Source organism: Pseudomonas sp. A125 (assembly GCF_055409485.1).
The window spans coordinates 591,066-608,556 of record NZ_JBUZVP010000001.1 but is presented as its reverse complement, the minus strand read 5'-3'; the positions used below and the strand labels follow the sequence as shown (position 1 = coordinate 608,556).

Here is a 17,491-nt window from a genome sequence, read left to right as displayed (position 1 = left end):
ACCAAAGCCGACTGTTCCAGGCAGCGTCGGCCTGTATACTTGCGCTCTATTTGAGGAGCGCTCCATGGTCGAAGATGTAGAACTCAATCGCCTCTACTGGCACAGCCGCCGCGGCATGCTTGAGCTGGACGTGTTGCTGGTACCGTTCGTCAGGGAGGTCTACCCGCACCTCAACGACGTCGACCGCGATTGCTACCGCAAGCTGCTGGAATGCGAAGATCAGGACATGTTCGGCTGGTTCATGGAGCGCGCCGAATCGGAAGACCCGGAGCTGCAACGCATGGTTCGGATGATCCTGGATCGTGTCCAGCCCAAGTAATACGTTCGAATGCCGCTGGCACGCCTCCGGGCAGTTGCTGGCGGCTTATCTTTTCGCCCAGGCGTTCGCACTGGGTGCGTTGTGGTTTCTCGATGTGCCCCCGTGGGTTGCCGCTTTCGGCGCCTTGCTGTGCCTGGCGCACGGCGGATGGGTGCTGCCGCGCCATATTCTGCTGACTCACCGTTCGTCGATCCGTGGCCTGCGCCGCGATGAAGACGGTTGGCAGTTGTGGAGCACCGCGCGTGGCTGGCACAGCGTGCAACTGCGTCCCGACAGCCTGGCGTTGCCGTTGATCGTGGTGCTGCGCTTTCGCGTGCAGGGTGACTGGCGGGTGCGTTCGGTGTGTGTGCCGCGCGATTCGCAGACCGCCGATGTGCATCGGCGCCTGCGGGTGCGCCTGAAGTTCAGCCGCCGTAGGTGGTTGGCACCAGAATAGTGTCGCGCGCCTCGGGCAGCATCTGCGGGTAGTCGAGGGTGTAATGCAGGCCCCGGCTTTCCTTGCGTTCCATCGCCGAGCGGATCATCAGTTCCGCCACCTGCGCCAGGTTGCGCAACTCGATCAGGTCGCGGCTGACTTTATAGTTGCTGTAGAACTCGTCGATCTCATCCAGCAGCAGCCGAACCCGGTGTTGTGCCCGCGCCAGGCGCTTGTTGGTGCGCACGATGCCCACGTAGTCCCACATGAAGCGCCGTAACTCGTCCCAGTTGTGGGCGATGATCACGTCCTCGTCCGAATCGGTCACCTGGCTGGCGTCCCAGCGGGGCAGGGCGGCCGGTACCGGGATGCGGGGCAGTTGTTCAAGGATGTCGGCGGCGGCGGAGCGCGCATAGACGAAACATTCCAGCAGCGAGTTGCTGGCCATGCGGTTGGCGCCGTGCAGTCCGGTGAAGCTGGTTTCGCCGATGGCATACAGGCCGGGCACGTCGGTGCGGCCGTGTTGGTCGACCATCACACCGCCGCAGGTGTAGTGCGCCGCCGGGACGACTGGGATTGGGCCTTTGGTGATGTCGATGTTGAACGCCAGGCAGCGCTCGTAGACCGTCGGGAAGTGCGTCTTGATGAAGGCTTCGGGTTTGTGGCTGATGTCCAGGTAGACGCAGTCGATGCCCAGGCGCTTCATTTCGTGGTCGATGGCCCGGGCGACGATGTCGCGCGGCGCGAGCTCGGCACGCGGGTCGAAGCGCTGCATGAAGCGTTCGCCGTTGGGCAGTTTCAGGTGTGCGCCTTCGCCGCGCAGGGCTTCGGTGATCAGGAAACTCTTGGCCTGTGGGTGATACAGGCACGTGGGGTGGAACTGGTTGAATTCCAGGTTTGCCACCCGGCACCCCGAACGCCAGGCCATGGCGATGCCATCACCACAGGCGCCATCGGGGTTGCTGGTATAGAGGTACACCTTTGCCGCGCCGCCCGAGGCGAGAATGGTGAAGCGTGCGCCGTAGGTGTCGACTTCGCCGCTGGCACGGTTGAGCACGTAGGCGCCGAGGCAGCGGTCACCCGAGAGGCCCAGACGCTTTTCGGTGATCAGGTCGACGGCGACGCGCTGTTCCAGCAATTCGATGTTGGGGCGTTGCCGGGCCTGGTCGAGCAAGGTTTTGAAAATGGCGGCGCCGGTGGCGTCGGCGGCGTGGATGATGCGCCGGTGGCTGTGGCCGCCTTCGCGGGTCAGGTGGAACTCGAAGCCGCCGTCGTCGGTACCGGAATGTTCATCGCGGGTAAAGGGCACCCCCTGCTCGATCAGCCACTGGATGGCTTCGCGGCTGTGCTCGACGGTGAAGCGCACCGCCTCTTCATTGCACAGGCCGCCGCCGGCATTGAGGGTGTCTTCGACATGGGATTGTACGGTGTCGGTGTCATCGAGCACCGCGGCGACACCGCCCTGGGCCCAGAATGTCGAGCCATTGGCCAGGTCGCCCTTGCTCAGAACGGCTATGCGCAGGTGGCCCGGCAAGGTCAGCGCAAGGCTCAAGCCCGCGGCGCCGCTGCCAATCACCAGGACATCGTGTTGAAACTGTTGGCTCATTTGAAGGATTCCGCAAAAAGCGATCCGAAGGGGGCGCAAACAGGACGCCTGGATCGGCGAATCAAAGGGTCACACGGCCCACTAGTATATAGAGGGGGGGAGCGGCACAATAGCCGGGCATTCGTGGCATTGTGAGACTACGGTCAACGAACTGCACGGCTTTCATGAAACGGACAGCGATCGAGATGGGAACTTTTTGCATAGGCCCCGACTCAATAGCAGGATGCCCGAAAGCTGGGAACACGCTGGATTTACTGGTCGGCGCCTCTTGCAGGCGTGTCAGGAAACTGGCGACAGATTATTCGCGCAGCCGGCATTGCCCGCGCTGCGTTTTTCGTGTGTGCCAAATCAGTGCGTACCGGAAACTTGCTTGGAGGGGGAGAACTTTTGCGAAAAGTCCGAGTCTATGTTTGCAAGCCTGATCGATTAGTTATGCAAGCCTCCTTCAAGTACAACGAGGAGTGTTCATGCTAACCCAGGAAGAGGATCAGCAGCTGGTCGAGCGCGTTCAACGCGGCGACAAGCGGGCATTTGATCTGCTAGTGCTGAAATACCAGCACAAAATTCTCGGGTTGATCGTGCGGTTTGTGCACGACACCCATGAAGCGCAGGACGTTGCACAGGAAGCCTTTATCAAGGCTTATCGTGCACTCGGTAATTTCCGCGGTGATAGCGCGTTTTACACGTGGCTCTACCGCATCGCCATTAACACGGCGAAGAACTATCTGGTTTCTCGCGGTCGCCGCCCGCCGGATAGTGATGTTAGTTCGGAAGATGCTGAATTTTATGATGGTGATCACGGCCTCAAGGATCTCGAGTCGCCGGAGCGTGCTCTGCTGCGCGACGAGATCGAAGGCACCGTTCATCGCACTATTCAGCAACTGCCAGAAGATTTACGTACGGCGTTAACTTTACGTGAATTCGATGGTCTGAGTTACGAGGACATTGCGAGCGTCATGCAATGTCCGGTGGGTACCGTACGTTCCCGGATTTTCCGGGCTCGGGAAGCCATCGATAAAGCCCTGCAGCCGTTGTTGCAGGAAAACTGAGACAGCGGCGACAGCCAAGAGAGGAACCGCCATGAGTCGTGATGCCCTGCAGGAATCGCTGTCCGCAGTGATGGATAACGAAGCGGATGAACTGGAACTTCGTCGAGTGCTTAATGCATTTGATGACGCCGAAACCCGTGATACCTGGTCTCGTTACCAAGTCGCTCGGGCGGTGATGCACAAGGATCTACTAATCCCTCGTCTGGATATTGCTGCGGCCGTTTCTGCTGCACTGGCTGATGAAGCCGTTCCGGCAAAAGCTGCTCGCGGTCCTTGGCGTAGCCTGGGTCGTTTGGCAGTGGCCGCTTCGGTGACCGTTGCTGTATTGGCCGGTGTTCGCCTGTACAACCAGGACGAGATCGCCGGTGCCGAACTGGCCCAACAGACTCAGCAACCGGTTATGGCCGGTCCGCAGGTCAAGGGCCCAGCCGTACTGGCCGGCTACAAGGAAAGCTCCGATACCACCGGGCCTATGGCCAACGGTGTACTTCAAGGGCAATCCGGCTGGCAGGATCAGCGTCTTCCGGGCTACCTGCGCCAACACGCACAGGAATCTGCCCTGAAAGGCACTGAAAGCGCTCTGCCATACGCTCGCGCTGCAAGCCTGGAAAACCGCTAGTCCGCCAAGGAGCTTTATGCGTGCCATACCGCTCCTTGCGCTGTTGCTCAGTGGCTGGTTTGTAGTCCCTGCCCATGCCGACGAAGCCCAAGACTGGCTGACTCGTCTTGGGCGGGCGGAGCAGCAACAAAGCTTCCAGGGCACCTTTATCTACGAGCGTAACGGTAGTTTTTCTACCCATGACATCTGGCATCGTGTCCAGAATGGCCTGGTCCGTGAGCGGCTTTTACAGCTCGATGGTTCTGCCCAGGAAGTCTTGCGCGTTGACGGTCGTACCCAATGCGTAAGCGGCACGCTGGTTGCCGGTCTTGGAGATTCCTCCAACGCCCCTGCACGCGCTTTTTACCCGCAAAAACTCAAGGTTTTCTACGATCTTGCCGTAACCGGCAAATCGCGCGTGGCTGGTCGAAACGCAATCATTGTCTCTGTGACGCCCCGTGATCAATACCGTTATGGTTTTGAACTGCACCTGGACCGCGAAACCGCGCTGCCACTCAAGTCGTTGTTGCTCAATGACCAAGGCCAGTTGCTTGAGAGATTCCAGTTTACCCAGCTCAACACCTCGGTGCCCGATGATCGGGATTTACAGCCCAGTGGAGAATGCACGCCGGTGGCTGTTTCCACTGCCAAGGCATCAGAAGCCGAAGCCCCTCAGGCCTGGCACCTGGATTGGTTGCCGCCGGGCTTTCAATTGTCCAGCAGCAGCGCGCATAAAGATTCCCACACCAAGGTGGTTGTCAGCAGCTTGATGTATGACGATGGGCTTGCACGTTTCTCAGTGTTTCTGGAGCCGCTCAACGGCGCGGCTGTTACCGAGACGCGTACCCAACTTGGGCCTACCGTTGCGGTATCGCGGCGCCTGAACACTGTAGAGGGCGAGGTGATGGTGACGGTCGTCGGAGAAATCCCGATCGGTACCGCCGAGCGAATTGCGCTGTCTGTACGTAGCGGCGCCACGCCGGCCACGCCGTGAGTTGTTAATCCTATGTTCATCCTGATATTTCAATGTTGTGCAGGAGAAAGCCGATGCCTGCCTCTGCCGAGAGCATGAAATGTCTGGATCATTTTTTTCACTTGCTAATATCCCCTATGTTTTTTATAGGTCAGGGCTTCACGGCCTTGGCCTTGTTTTGTTCGCGGAACAAAAATGTCGGTCGCAGTTTTTTTCGGCATTTATTGAACCCTGTCGCTCAACCCTGCTCGTCGTAACGGGAGCTGTATGTCGATACCACGTTTGAAGTCTTACCTATCCATAGTCGCCACGGTGCTGGTGCTGGGTCAGGCCGTTACCGCGCAAGCGGCCGATCTGCCTGACTTCACCCAACTGGTGGAGCAGGCGTCGCCTGCCGTGGTAAACATCAGTACTACGCAGAAGCTGCCTGATCGCAAAGTCTCCAACCAGCAGATGCCTGATCTGGAAGGCTTGCCGCCAATGCTGCGCGAGTTCTTTGAACGCGGCATGCCCCAGCCGCGCACGCCGCGTGGCGGTGGTGGCCAGCGCGAGGCTCAGTCCCTGGGTTCGGGTTTTATCATCTCGCCTGACGGCTATATCCTTACCAACAACCACGTGATTGCCGATGCCGACGAGATCCTGGTGCGCCTGGCTGATCGCAGTGAGCTGAAAGCCAAGCTGGTGGGTACCGACCCCCGTTCCGACGTGGCCCTGCTGAAAATCGAAGGCAAAGACCTGCCGGTGCTGAAGCTGGGCAAATCCCAGGACCTGAAAGCCGGGCAGTGGGTAGTCGCCATCGGTTCGCCGTTTGGTTTTGACCACACCGTGACCCAAGGCATTGTCAGCGCCATCGGCCGCAGCCTGCCGAACGAAAACTACGTGCCGTTCATCCAGACTGACGTGCCGATCAACCCGGGCAACTCCGGTGGTCCACTGTTCAACCTGGCGGGTGAAGTAGTCGGTATCAACTCGCAGATCTACACCCGCTCCGGTGGTTTCATGGGTGTTTCCTTCGCGATCCCGATCGACGTGGCGATGGACGTTTCCAACCAGCTGAAAACCGGTGGCAAAGTCAGCCGCGGCTGGCTGGGCGTGGTGATCCAGGAAGTGAACAAGGATCTGGCTGAATCCTTTGGCCTCGACAAGCCAGCCGGTGCTCTGGTTGCGCAGATCCAGGACGATGGCCCGGCAGCCAAAGGCGGCCTGCAGGTGGGGGACGTGATCCTGAGCATGAACGGCCAGCCAATCGTCATGTCTGCAGACCTGCCACACCTGGTAGGCGCGCTCAAGGCCGGCAGCAAAGCCAAGCTGGAAGTGATTCGCGACGGCAAGCGCCAGAACGTTGAGCTGACTGTCGGCGCGATCCCGGAAGAAGGCGCGGCGCTTGATGCGCTTGGCAACAGCAAGCCGGGTGCCGAACGCAGCAGCAACCGCCTGGGCATTGCCGTAGTCGAATTGACCGAAGAGCAGAAGAAAAGCTTCGACCTCAAGAGTGGTGTAGTGATCAAGGAAGTCCAGGACGGTCCTGCCTCCCTGATCGGCCTGCAACCGGGTGACGTGATTACTCACCTGAACAACCAGGCTATCAACTCCACCAAAGAGTTCACCGACATCGCCAAGGCGCTGCCGAAGAATCGCTCGGTGTCGATGCGCGTCCTGCGTCAGGGCCGTGCAAGCTTCATTACGTTCAAGCTGGCTGAGTAATCCGCTAGTCCAATAAAAAGCCCCGCTCTCGATGCACGAGAGCGGGGCTTTTTTGTGGCTGCAAGGTTTAGCTCATCATGCCTTTGACCAGGCGTTCCTGTTCGATCAGCTCGCGCTGGCGTGCATCGATACGTGATGACAGCGGGAAGTTGCTACCCGCGCGACGCTTGGCGAAATCGAGTTGCTGGATGGCTTGCTGGAAATCACCCACCAGCGCGAAGTACTCGGCGCGCGCCTGATGCAGGCCGATGATATTGCCTGACAAACCCCGGGTTTCCGCGACCTGATACCAGACATCCGGATCGTCCGAGCGTGATTTAAGCAGGCCTTCGAGGGCTTTTTCCGCGTCAGCCGTGCGGTTCTGCTTGAGCAGAAGATCTACCCGTACCTGGTTCAACGGGTAGTTGCCTGGGTATTGCGTCAACATCCGGTCCGTACGCTGTTGGGCATCCGGCAGGCGGTTGTTAGTCATGTCCAGCTCTATCTGCGCCAGGTTGTACGTGATGTCGTTGGGCGCCTTGGCCAGCAGGGGCTTGAGATTTTCCCTTGCCAGGTTGAACTGCGAACCTTTGATCTGGGCGATGGCAAGACCATAACGCGCCACGTCGCTTTTCGGATTCTCATCCAGCTGGGCCTGGAAGCGTTTGGCTGCCAGCCCAGGCGTGTCTTCGTAATACAGCTGCACCCGAGCGCGGATCAGTTGATAGCGCAGGCTGTCCTCAATACCGCCCTGCTTGGCCTGCTCCGCACGGTTGCGGGTGTCGGCGATCCGCGATTCGGTCACCGGGTGAGTCAGCAGGAATTCCGGTGGCTTGGCATCGAAACGGTACTGGCGCATCAAACGCTCGAACATGGTCGGCATGGAACGTGGGTCGTAGCCGGCCTTCTCCAGGTTGAGAATGCCGATGCGGTCAGCCTCTTGCTCGTTTTGCCGAGAAAAGCGGCGTTGTTCCTGGATTGCGGCGGCCTGGCTGCCGGCAATCGCGGCAATGCCTGCATCCCCCGCGCCAGCGGCAGCAGCGATGATGCCGCCGAGCAGCGCCGCCATCATCGGGATCTGCATGCGCTGCTGTGCTTCTACGCCTCGGGCGAAGTGGCGTTGGGACAAGTGAGCCAATTCGTGCGCCAGCACCGAGGCGTATTCGCCTTCGGTCTGGGCGTTGAGGAACAGGCCGCCGTTGACCCCGACAATGCCCCCCGGTGCGGCAAAGGCGTTCAACTGCGGGCTGTTGATCAGAATGAACTCCAGGCGCCGGTCATTCACCTGGCTGGTCTCAACCAGCTTGTAAACGCTGGTTTCGACGTAATCCTTCAGTTGCGGGTCGTTGAGCTGCGAGACCTGGCCACGCAGGTAGGCCAGCCATGCTCGGCCCAGTTGGTATTCCTGTTGCGGCGAGACAATGGCAGAACTGGCGTCGCCAAGTGACGGCAGGTCGTCGGCGAAGCCTGGAGAGGCAAGCAGGCAAGCCAGCGTCAGCAGGGTAGGGCGCAAAAAAGTCATGCACAAAGCCTTTCGACAAAGACCTTACTGTAGCCGGACACTGAGCTTCGGACCAGATATTCTAAGCGCCCCCGACGCCCACCCGGAGCAAAACCATGACCGACGCTGTAGCCTTCGATGCCGAACTGGATGCCAGTGGCCTTAACTGCCCGCTGCCATTGCTCAAGGCCAAGCTGGAACTCAATCGACTGGCCAGCGGCGCGGTGCTCAAGGTGATCGCCACGGACGCAGGCTCCCAGCGGGATTTCCGTACGTTTGCCAAGCTGGCCGGCCACACCCTGCTGCATGAAGAAGATGATGCCGGTGTGTATCGTTACTGGTTGCGCAAGGCCTGAATCGCTTGAATATGCTGTACTTATCGCCTGAGGTTTATTGATGTTCAAAGTGTTACGTGACTGGATTCAGCGCTACTTCTCCGACGAAGAAGCCGTGGTGCTGGCCGTCCTGCTGTTTCTGGCCTTTACGGCCGTGCTCACCCTGGGCGGTATGCTCGCGCCGGTATTGGCGGGGATGGTGCTGGCGTACTTGATGCAAGGCCTGGTTTCCATTCTGGAGCGTTTGCGTTTGCCAGGAGGGGCGGCGGTGGGCCTGGTGTTTGCCTTGTTCATGGGCCTTTTGTTGGTGTTCATCGTGATCGTGGTGCCGCTGCTGTGGCATCAGTTGATCACCTTGTTCAATGAACTACCGGGCATGCTCGCCAAGTGGCAATCGCTGTTGCTGCTGTTGCCCGAGCGTTATCCGCACCTGGTGTCGGATGAGCAAGTACTGCAGGCCATTGAAGTGGCGCGCGGTGAAATCGGAAAGTTCGGGCAATGGGCGCTGACCTTTTCCCTTTCGAGTTTGCCGCTGCTGGTCAACATCATGATCTACCTGGTGCTGGTGCCGATCCTGGTGTTTTTCTTCCTCAAGGACCGCGAGATGATCGGTCGTTGGGTGCGTGGCTACCTGCCGCGTGAGCGGGCGCTGATTACCCGGGTTGCCGAGGAAATGAACCGGCAGATTGCCAACTACATTCGCGGCAAGGTCATCGAGATCTTTATCTGCGGTGGCGTGACCTACATCGGCTTTGTGGCACTGGGGCTGAACTACGCGGCCTTGTTGGCGCTGCTGGTCGGTGTTTCAGTGGTGGTGCCGTATGTCGGCGCGGTGGTGGTGACGGTGCCGGTGATGTTGATCGCGCTGTTCCAGTGGGGCTGGAGTGACCAGTTCATCTACCTGATGGCGGTGTACGGCATCATCCAGGTGCTGGACGGTAACGTGCTGGTGCCGCTGCTGTTCTCCGAGGCGGTGAACCTGCATCCGGTGGCGATCATCTGTGCGGTGTTGTTGTTTGGCGGGTTGTGGGGCTTTTGGGGGGTGTTCTTTGCAATTCCCCTGGCGACGCTGTTCAAGGCAGTACTGGATGCCTGGCCCCGGCAGGAGCCTGTTGTAGCGCCGTTACTCTGATATTTGTGGTGCCGGTGCAGGCCTTATCGCGGGCAAGCCCGGCTCCCACATTGACTGAGTTGCCCTGTCGAACAATGATCACATGTGGGAGCTGGCTTGCCTGCGATAGCTATTCCAAGGCCCGCAAGTGAATCAAGCCTTGTTCAGCGCCTGCGCCGCTTCCAGCACTGCATCCACATGGCCTGGCACTTTCACGCCACGCCATTCCTGGCGCAGCACGCCATTTTTGTCGATCAGAAAGGTGCTGCGATCAACGCCCAGGTATTCCTTGCCATACAGCTTCTTCAGCTTGATCACATCAAACAGCTGGCAAACCGCTTCGTCCTTGTCGCTGATCAGCTCAAAGGGGAATTGCTGCTTGGCCTTGAAGTTCTCGTGGGACTTCAGGCTGTCGCGGGACACACCAAACACCTCGGTGTTGGCTGCCTTGAACGCTGCGTGCTGGTCACGAAAGCCCTGGCCTTGGGTGGTGCAGCCCGGGGTGCTGTCTTTCGGATAGAAATAGAGCACCACTTGCTTGCCCTTGAGCCCGGCGAGGCTGAAGGTCTGCCCGCTGGTGGCCTGGGCTTCGAAGTCGGCTACGGGTGTGTCGATGACTACAGCCATGAAGGCTTCCTTACATTGGGTTCTGTGGGCGCCATGGCTCGATCAGTGCGTCGAGGTTCAGGGCATCGGCGAAATCCAGGAACTGGTCACGCAGCCAACTGATCTGCACGCCGGCCGGCAAGGTCACGGTAAAGGTAGCGTTGAGCATCGTGCCGCCGGTCTGCGGGGCCTGATACGTGTCGCAGGTCAGGTTTTCCAGCTCGACATTGTGGTCGATAAAGAACTGGCACAGCTCGTTGACGATGTCCGAGCGGTAGGCCGAGCTGACATAGGCCACGTAAGGCAGGGCCTGGGGACGGTTCTCCAGGGCCGCACTGCGCACCACATTGACGGTGAAGTCGTGCTTCTTGGCCAAACCCGGCAAGCCGGTTTCAAGGCGGGCCAGGGCATCCCAGGTTCCGGAAATCTGCAGGACCAGCGCACTGCACTCGCCGTGGCGGGTCAGGCGGGAGGTCACGACGGCGCAGCGGTTTTCATGGCTGGCGCGGCACAGGACGTTAGTCAGCTCCATGGGGTTGGCGCCGAGGGCACTGATGACAAGGAATTGTTCGCGGACTGTGGGGGTGGACATGCAGCCTTCCTAAAGCGATGAGCGGTCGATACGATGAAAGCAGTATCAATCAAAGCATGAAGGGTAGCGAAAACCATCGCCAAGGGCTAGGAGGTGGCGTTTTCATTACGTAAACAGCGTCATCAAACCCCGCTTTGGCCCAATGATGGCGTTGCTGCGAACTAAGTTGATCCAGAACGCATCCTCAGGCGGTACTTCGCTTGTACAAGCATCTTGGCGCCAGTACCATTACCGCTCTCTTTTTCCGGCAGGAGCGGTTGCATGATTGCGGGCAGTATGGTGGCACTGGTCACACCCATGGATGCACAAGGTAATCTCGACTGGGACAGCCTGGGCAAACTGGTGGACTTCCACCTGCAAGAGGGCACCAATGCCATCGTGGCGGTCGGCACCACAGGTGAATCGGCCACACTTGATGTGGAAGAACACATCGAAGTGATCGAGTTCGTGGTCAAGCGCGTGGCAGGGCGTATTGCTGTCATCGCCGGCACGGGCGCCAATTCGACCCGCGAAGCGATCGAATTGACCAGGAACGCCAAGAAAGCCGGCGCCGATGCCTGCCTGCTGGTGACGCCGTACTACAACAAGCCGACCCAGGAAGGCCTGTACCTGCACTTTCGCACCATCGCCGAAGCCGTCGACATCCCGCAGATTCTCTACAACGTGCCCGGTCGCACCGCCTGCGACATGAAGGCCGAGACCGTGATCCGCCTGTCCACCGTGCCGAACATCATCGGCATCAAGGAAGCCACCGGTGACCTGCAACGCGCCAAGGACATCCTGGCCGGCGTCAGCAGCGACTTCCTGGTGTATTCCGGTGACGACGCCACTGCGGTCGAACTGATCCTGCTGGGCGGCAAAGGCAATATCTCGGTAACGGCCAACGTCGCACCGCGCGCCATGAGCGAGCTGTGCGCCGCTGCCATTGCCGGTGATGCGGTCAAGGCCCGGGCGATCCACGAACAACTGGCACCGCTCAACAAAACCCTGTTTATCGAATCCAACCCTATCCCCGTGAAATGGGCGCTGCATGAGATGGGCCTGATGCCGGACGGTATCCGTCTGCCGCTCACCTGGCTCAGCGAAGCCTGTCACGAACCGCTGCGACAGGCCCTGCGCCAGTCCGGCGTCCTGGTTTAATTGAGGAAGCACTACGCATGAAGCGATTGGCCGGACTTTCCGCACTTGCCTTGATTATCTCCAGCACCAGTGGCTGCGGTTGGATCTGGGGCCCGGAAGGCTACTTCCGCGACCGCGGTAGCGATTACCTGGAAGCCCAACAAACCGCCCCGATGAAATTGCCGTCGGACGTCAATGTCGCCAAGCGCCTTGACCCGTTGCTGCCGATTCCGCGCAACGTGGCCGACGACACCTTCAAGGGTGAATACCAAGTACCGCGTCCACAGCCGCTGTCGGCCGTGGCCGATGCCAGCGACTACAGCCTGCAGAAGAGCGGCGATACCCGTTGGGTCATGGCCCAGCGCCCACCTGCCGAAGTCTGGCCGGTGGCCGTGCAGTTCTTCCAGGACAATGGTTTTCGCATCGACGAGCAACGCCCGCAGACCGGTGAGTTCACCACCGCGTGGCAGCACACCAGCGAACTGTCGGCATCCATGGCCAAGCGCCTGCAGGCCGGCGGCGTAGCCAATGACAGCGAAGCCCGCATCCGCGTGCGTATCGAGCCAGGCGTGCAACGCAATACCAGTGAAGTCTATGTGGTGAGCGCCGAGCGCCCTGCCGGCAGCACCGCCAACGTCGACTTCACCCCGCGTTCGGTCAACACCGGTGTGGACGCTGCCCTGGTTGACGAAATGCTCGCCAGCATGAGCCGTATCTCCGAGAAGGGCGGCTCCGTCTCCCTGCTCGCCGCCGGTAGCTTTGATACACCGAGCCGTGTCAGCCTCAGCGAAGACGGCAGCGGCAACGTGGTGCTCAACCTGGGTGAAGACCTGGACCGCGCCTGGTCGAGTGTCGGCCGCGCGCTGGAGCACGGCGAATGGCGCGTTGAAGACATCAACCGCAGCCTGGGCCTGTACTACATCAACTTGGCCGAAAAAGCCGAGAAGAAAGACGAAGAGCCAGGTTTCTTCAGCAAGCTGTTCGGCAGCACGCCGACCAAGGAAGAGGTCGAAACTCGCGCCGATCGCTATCAGGTTCGTTTGAGCAAGGTTGGCGACAGCGTGCAAGTCACCGTCGAGAAAAACATCAACACCGTGGCGCCGGCAGAAGTGGCGCGTAAAGTGTTGGGCGTGATTCAGGACAACCTGGGCTGATCCGATGCGTTTTGCCGTTCTCGGCAGCGGTAGCCAAGGGAACGGCACGCTTGTAGCCCATGACGACACGTACGTCCTGGTGGATTGTGGTTTCTCCCTGCGGGAAACCGAGCGACGCCTGCTGCGCCTGGGGGTTCACCCCGCGCAACTGAGCGCGATTCTGGTGACCCACGAACATGCCGACCACGTGCATGGCGTGGGTTTGCTGTCTCGGCGCTACAATCTTCCGGTGTACCTCAGTCGCGGTACCTTGCGCGGGATGCGCAAACCGATTGAACCCGCAGGGTTGCTCGCTGGTGGCGAGCAATTGCAGATCGGTGCCTTGAGCATCGATGTGATTGAAGTGGCCCACGATGCCCAGGAACCGACGCAATACGTATTCAGTGATGGTGAGCGGCGCTTCGGCCTGCTCACTGACCTGGGCTCCTACTGCGCCAAGGTACTGGAGGGCTATCGCGACCTCGATGCATTGATGATCGAGTCAAACCACTGCCGCGACCTGCTTGCGCGTGGCCACTACCCGGCCTTTCTCAAGCAGCGGGTCGGCGGGCAGTTTGGGCATTTGAACAACCACCAGGCGGCGTACCTGGTGTATGAGTTGGGCTGGCAAGACCTGCAACACCTGGTCCTGGCCCACCTGAGCAGCAAGAACAACCTGCCGACGCTTGCCCGGCAATGTTTTGTCGACACCCTTGGGTGCGACCCGGACTGGCTGCAACTGGCCGATCAAGATTCAGGGCTCGACTGGCGACATATCGCCTAGCCCACCTACTTAGCAAGCGGAGCCCATCATGGAAAAACGTGAAGAACTCTACCGCGGCAAAGCCAAATCGGTGTACAAGACCGACGACGCCAACCGCCTGATCCTGCTGTTTCGCAACGACACCTCGGCGTTCGACGGCAAGCGCATCGAACAGCTCGACCGCAAAGGCATGGTGAACAACAAGTTCAACGCCTTCATCATGCAGAAACTCGAAGCGGCCGGCATTCCGACCCAATTCGACAAACTGCTGGGCGACAACGAATGCCTGGTGAAAAAACTCGACATGATCCCGGTCGAGTGCGTCGTGCGTAACTACGCGGCCGGCAGCCTGGTGAAGCGTTTGGGCGTGGAGGAGGGCCTCAAGCTCAATCCCTACACCTTCGAACTGTTCCTGAAAGACGACGCCAAGGGTGACCCGTTCATCAACGAATCCCACGTAGTGGCATTCGGTTGGGGCACCGCTGAACAATTGGCTCGCATGAAGGAGCTGTCGCTGAAGGTCAACGACGTCCTGAGCAAACTGTTCGACGACGCCGGCCTGCTGCTGGTGGACTTCAAACTTGAATTCGGCGTGTTCCACGACGGCTCCATCGTCCTGGGTGACGAATTCAGCCCGGATGGCTGCCGCCTGTGGGACAAAGACACTCGCAAGAAGATGGACAAAGACCGCTTCCGTCAGGGCCTCGGTGACGTCATCGAAGCCTACGAAGAAGTCGCCAACCGTCTTGGCGTACCGCTGTAATCGACGCAAGCATCTGATAGCACGGAAAAAAATCGCTTTGGCGCTTTGCTTCCAGGAAACAGGATGTTATGATGCGCGCCGTTGGAGAGATGCCAGAGTGGCCGAATGGGACGGATTCGAAATCCGTTGTACCTTCACCGGTACCTAGGGTTCGAATCCCTATCTCTCCGCCATTATTTATTGAGGGTTTGATATTTTTCAGACTTTTGAGAAGGGAACGAATTTAGTGGTGATCCCACAATGATCCCACTAAGTAAAAAGCCCGATCCCGTGATCGGGCTTTTTTTCGTCTGTAAGAATGTGCCTGATTTTCATAGCTACCATTCGTCAAGGCTGGTTCGGTGACTGCACGCTGATGAGTGGCGGTGCGCTGAAAGAGGTCATGCAGCCGAGCTACCAGTGTCGGTATTGTTTCAAAACCGTACCATGGGCTCTCCTATTACACTCGGCTGCTATCGCGACTTGCTTACACAGAATGAAGCCAGCGGAGGCGCATGATGTTTAAACCCGCACTTCTTCTGCTTTCTATGTGTTTCTCTGGGGTGCCGATGACGCTAGGCTTGTCGCTAGTCGTGAGTCTCGTTTTCACGCATCCCGACTGCCTTCCTGTTTACGATAATCTCAAAAAGCCATCCTATGTATCAGTTGGTCAGGTAGTACGTCTAGAGTTGCTGACTCAGCATTACTTTACAGCCAAGGCTCGAGGGGTTGGCTCTTTAGAACCAAATGCGGGTCCGTGGCAGTTGAGAAAATGGTCATTAGTGTCGCAACAATAATGCTGGACGCAGTGCTCCGGGGCAGATGGATTTCAGAGCAGCTTTAGCCGAAGACTCCAGCTATCTGATAGTTGATGACCGAATTTCGCCGCTTTCTGCCTGTCGCGAAGGACTGAAACCGGCCGATTCTGTTGAAAAAGTCGGCTTCGAATTCTGCGCGAGAAAAGTACGCGCCTGAGATTGAAATCTGAATTTTCGGCAGAACGTTCAGGACTCGGAGTTCACGTAGCCGCGTGCAACTGAGGTGTTTTCATCCATCAATATTCGAGTGTTTCGGGAAAGCCGACTTTTTCAACACAATCGGACAAAAGCTGTCATTCGGAGAGTCTACGAATGCATGAGTGAATCGGCCTTCATGCTGAACCACTGCGGCCACTCTCAATGGGCTACGTAGATGAACGTTACACACCATTGATCTTGTCGTGGTGTACCACGATGAGATTGGTTGCCACAAGAATCGGCGAGCGCTGATCCTTGCTTTCATCTATTCGACCAGTGAATTTAAGAAATGTAATTTAAGGCGCTATGCGTCCGGTTCAGAATGAAGTTTTTCCACGGATAGCCAGTTCTTATAAAGCACATCCAACTCCGGCTCAGATGTAGCCAACTGAAGGGCCCGGCCTAGCAGCGCTCGGGCATTGCTCCACCTATTCGCAATCCACTCATTCGACGCCTCATTCATTAAAAGGCATGCTTTAATTTCACTGCCGCCAGACTCAACTTGTCCTTTTAGTTCTTGGTCGTATGATTTTAAATAAATAAGGCGCTCAATATTTGTGCAAAGTATTTCCGACCTCGCTTCCAAGTCACTACCTATTTTTTCGGGGGGCGATTCTTTGAATGCAGGAGTCGACCAAAGATTAAACGAGGTAATTAGTTCGCAGGATGAAAGCACAAATAACACAACCTTTCTGGAAGCCTCAATAAGAAGTGCTCTCTGAGCGCTATCAATATCCCCTCTGCATGCTTGCTGCAATGCTTTCGCTCTATGATGAATCTCAAGAAAGTTTTCTAAGTCTTCCGAATCCGTACCGAGACAAAAACTCAAGTCTCTCGCTAGTTTATCCTTCACAAATTGCCTTTTGCTAGGAATAACCAAGAGCTTTAACTGTCCATGCAGGTCCGACTCTAGGCTTTGATGGTTTGCATTGCAGTCATAATAATCAAATAGCAATTCCATTTGATTGAGTGTTATTGGACTGAGCGTTTCCAGCAACTCTGCCAGTCTTTCGTAACATCTAGAGAATGTAGGGCGCGCACTTGGTTCAGCGGAGAGCATGTCACCTAAAAGTTTTATTAGAGCTTCAGCTGCTGGCGACTGGGGTTCAGAGAAGTTTCTGATATCGCTGCCAGCCCACTTTTTCAACTTGGAACCCTTCCATGTTTTTCCAGGGTCAATCGTCGAAGATTGCACTGCTGGGTGATAGCCTTGATACAGTTCTGCAATAACTATCCCCACCGCAAAAACATCAGGGGCGAACGCTTTCGTCTTGTCCACTACATACTGCTCAGGCGCTTTGTATGAATTAGTGCCGCCTAAGTGATCATCGAACCATGCATTAGCCACACCGAAATCAGCAATTTTTACCGAATACCTCACAGAAGGATCGATATGTGACGGAGGGAAGTCACGAAGTTTTTTGCTCAAATCTGAATAAAGAATATTTTCAGGCTTTATATCTTGGTGGTATTCCATTCCGCGACTATTCGCAACGATCATCCCTTTTACTATTTGGAGACCAATATTTATGACGGCGACGAGATCAGGCTTTAACTCTATTAAGTCACGAAGATCCCCGTCACAGCATGGCATACATACCAAAGGTACCCCGTTATAAAACTTTATAAAGTGCGGCGTGATTATGGAGTAATGACCGGAAAAATCCACCCAGTTGTGCGCTTCGCGAATAAAGCCATTAACTCGTTCAGCGGTGTTGTTTTCGAATTCTTTGATGGTTTTATATGCCACTCGGTTCGGAAAGCTATTTTCTTGATCTACAATATAAATCAACCCACCTCGCCCTTCACGGCGATCAACTATTTTCCCTCTAAACAAGCACGCCTCTAGAAATTCTTGCAAGTGTTTGTCCATATCCATACGACGCATCCTTATTAAAGTTAGTAGTTGGCTGGGTTGCTTGGAAATCAA

At 57.4% G+C, this 17,491-nt stretch carries 17 protein-coding genes and 1 tRNA gene; 13 read left to right on the top strand and 5 right to left on the bottom strand.

Going from position 1 to position 17,491, the window contains the following annotated elements:
* The first annotated feature begins 64 nt into the window (after positions 1–64).
* Together ACZRN6_RS02785 and ACZRN6_RS02780 are read left to right on the top strand one after the other, a co-directional pair.
* Complete coding sequence (locus tag ACZRN6_RS02785) at positions 65–319, top strand: FAD assembly factor SdhE (RefSeq protein ID WP_003212000.1); 255 nt, start codon at positions 65–67, stop codon at positions 317–319.
* Positions 303–755 carry a protein YgfX gene (locus ACZRN6_RS02780; protein ID WP_464007147.1) on the top strand — a complete coding sequence of 151 codons (453 nt, stop codon included), beginning with the start codon at positions 303–305 and terminating at the stop codon, positions 753–755. The genes ACZRN6_RS02785 and ACZRN6_RS02780 overlap by 17 nt, the downstream gene beginning before the upstream one ends.
* Here ACZRN6_RS02780 and nadB read toward each other — a convergent pair.
* Positions 724–2,340 (bottom strand): L-aspartate oxidase, encoded by a 1,617-nt coding sequence (gene nadB / locus ACZRN6_RS02775; protein ID WP_464007146.1) that lies wholly within the window; start codon positions 2,338–2,340, stop codon positions 724–726. The genes ACZRN6_RS02780 and nadB overlap by 32 nt on opposite strands.
* 467 nt (positions 2,341–2,807) lie before the next feature.
* Here nadB and rpoE point away from each other — a divergent pair, with 467 nt between their 5' ends.
* The 4 genes from rpoE to ACZRN6_RS02755 all read left to right on the top strand — a co-directional run bounded on the left by rpoE (position 2,808) and on the right by ACZRN6_RS02755 (position 6,664).
* Complete coding sequence (gene rpoE / locus ACZRN6_RS02770) at positions 2,808–3,389, top strand: RNA polymerase sigma factor RpoE (protein ID WP_003172477.1); 582 nt, start codon at positions 2,808–2,810, stop codon at positions 3,387–3,389.
* 31 nt (positions 3,390–3,420) lie between these two features.
* Positions 3,421–4,008 (top strand): sigma-E factor negative regulatory protein, encoded by a 588-nt coding sequence (locus ACZRN6_RS02765; protein WP_003172479.1) that lies wholly within the window; start codon positions 3,421–3,423, stop codon positions 4,006–4,008.
* Positions 4,009–4,024: 16 nt separating this feature from the next.
* Positions 4,025–4,981, top strand: a complete 957-nt coding sequence (locus tag ACZRN6_RS02760) for a MucB/RseB C-terminal domain-containing protein (protein ID WP_464007145.1) — start codon at positions 4,025–4,027, stop codon at positions 4,979–4,981.
* Between the two features lie 246 nt (positions 4,982–5,227).
* Positions 5,228–6,664 (top strand): DegQ family serine endoprotease, encoded by a 1,437-nt coding sequence (locus ACZRN6_RS02755; protein ID WP_464007144.1) that lies wholly within the window; start codon positions 5,228–5,230, stop codon positions 6,662–6,664.
* Between the two features lie 67 nt (positions 6,665–6,731).
* On the opposite strand, the gene ACZRN6_RS02750 is transcribed toward ACZRN6_RS02755, so the two are convergent.
* Positions 6,732–8,165, bottom strand: a complete 1,434-nt coding sequence (locus ACZRN6_RS02750; protein ID WP_322143738.1) for a M48 family metalloprotease — start codon at positions 8,163–8,165, stop codon at positions 6,732–6,734.
* Positions 8,166–8,260: 95 nt separating this feature from the next.
* Here ACZRN6_RS02750 and ACZRN6_RS02745 point away from each other — a divergent pair, with 95 nt between their 5' ends.
* Both ACZRN6_RS02745 and ACZRN6_RS02740 read left to right on the top strand, forming a co-directional pair.
* Entirely contained in the window at positions 8,261–8,500 is a 240-nt protein-coding gene (locus tag ACZRN6_RS02745; protein WP_322143739.1) for a sulfurtransferase TusA family protein, read from the top strand.
* 40 nt (positions 8,501–8,540) lie between these two features.
* A complete protein-coding gene (locus tag ACZRN6_RS02740; RefSeq protein ID WP_003211986.1) occupies positions 8,541–9,611 on the top strand; it encodes an AI-2E family transporter in 1,071 nt (356 codons plus the stop codon).
* Between the two features lie 132 nt (positions 9,612–9,743).
* Here the strand turns inward: ACZRN6_RS02740 and ACZRN6_RS02735 are convergent, their stop codons facing one another.
* Entirely contained in the window at positions 9,744–10,217 is a 474-nt protein-coding gene (locus ACZRN6_RS02735) for a peroxiredoxin (RefSeq protein WP_322143740.1), read from the bottom strand.
* A 10-nt stretch (positions 10,218–10,227) separates the two neighbouring features.
* Positions 10,228–10,788, bottom strand: a complete 561-nt coding sequence (locus tag ACZRN6_RS02730) for a glycine cleavage system transcriptional repressor (RefSeq protein WP_003172487.1) — start codon at positions 10,786–10,788, stop codon at positions 10,228–10,230.
* Between the two features lie 261 nt (positions 10,789–11,049).
* On the opposite strand from ACZRN6_RS02730, the gene dapA reads away from it, so the two are divergent.
* The 5 genes from dapA to ACZRN6_RS02705 all read left to right on the top strand — a co-directional run bounded on the left by dapA (position 11,050) and on the right by ACZRN6_RS02705 (position 14,739).
* The gene (gene dapA / locus ACZRN6_RS02725; RefSeq protein WP_322143741.1) at positions 11,050–11,928 is read left to right on the top strand and encodes a 4-hydroxy-tetrahydrodipicolinate synthase; all 879 of its coding nucleotides are present in this window, start codon (positions 11,050–11,052) and stop codon (positions 11,926–11,928) included.
* Positions 11,929–11,945: 17 nt separating this feature from the next.
* A complete protein-coding gene (gene bamC / locus ACZRN6_RS02720; RefSeq protein ID WP_322143742.1) occupies positions 11,946–13,061 on the top strand; it encodes an outer membrane protein assembly factor BamC in 1,116 nt (371 codons plus the stop codon).
* Between the two features lie 4 nt (positions 13,062–13,065).
* On the top strand, positions 13,066–13,824 hold the full coding sequence (locus ACZRN6_RS02715) for an MBL fold metallo-hydrolase (RefSeq protein ID WP_322143743.1): 759 nt from the start codon (positions 13,066–13,068) through the stop codon (positions 13,822–13,824).
* A gap of 28 nt (positions 13,825–13,852) precedes the next feature.
* Positions 13,853–14,566, top strand: a complete 714-nt coding sequence (gene purC, locus ACZRN6_RS02710) for a phosphoribosylaminoimidazolesuccinocarboxamide synthase (RefSeq protein ID WP_003211975.1) — start codon at positions 13,853–13,855, stop codon at positions 14,564–14,566.
* 83 nt (positions 14,567–14,649) lie between these two features.
* Positions 14,650–14,739: transfer RNA gene (locus ACZRN6_RS02705), tRNA-Ser, on the top strand.
* Between the two features lie 1,126 nt (positions 14,740–15,865).
* Here the strand turns inward: ACZRN6_RS02705 and ACZRN6_RS02700 are convergent.
* Positions 15,866–17,440, bottom strand: coding sequence for a protein kinase domain-containing protein (locus ACZRN6_RS02700; RefSeq protein ID WP_464007143.1), 1,575 nt, complete (start codon positions 17,438–17,440; stop codon positions 15,866–15,868).
* Between the last annotated feature and the right edge of the window lie 51 nt (positions 17,441–17,491).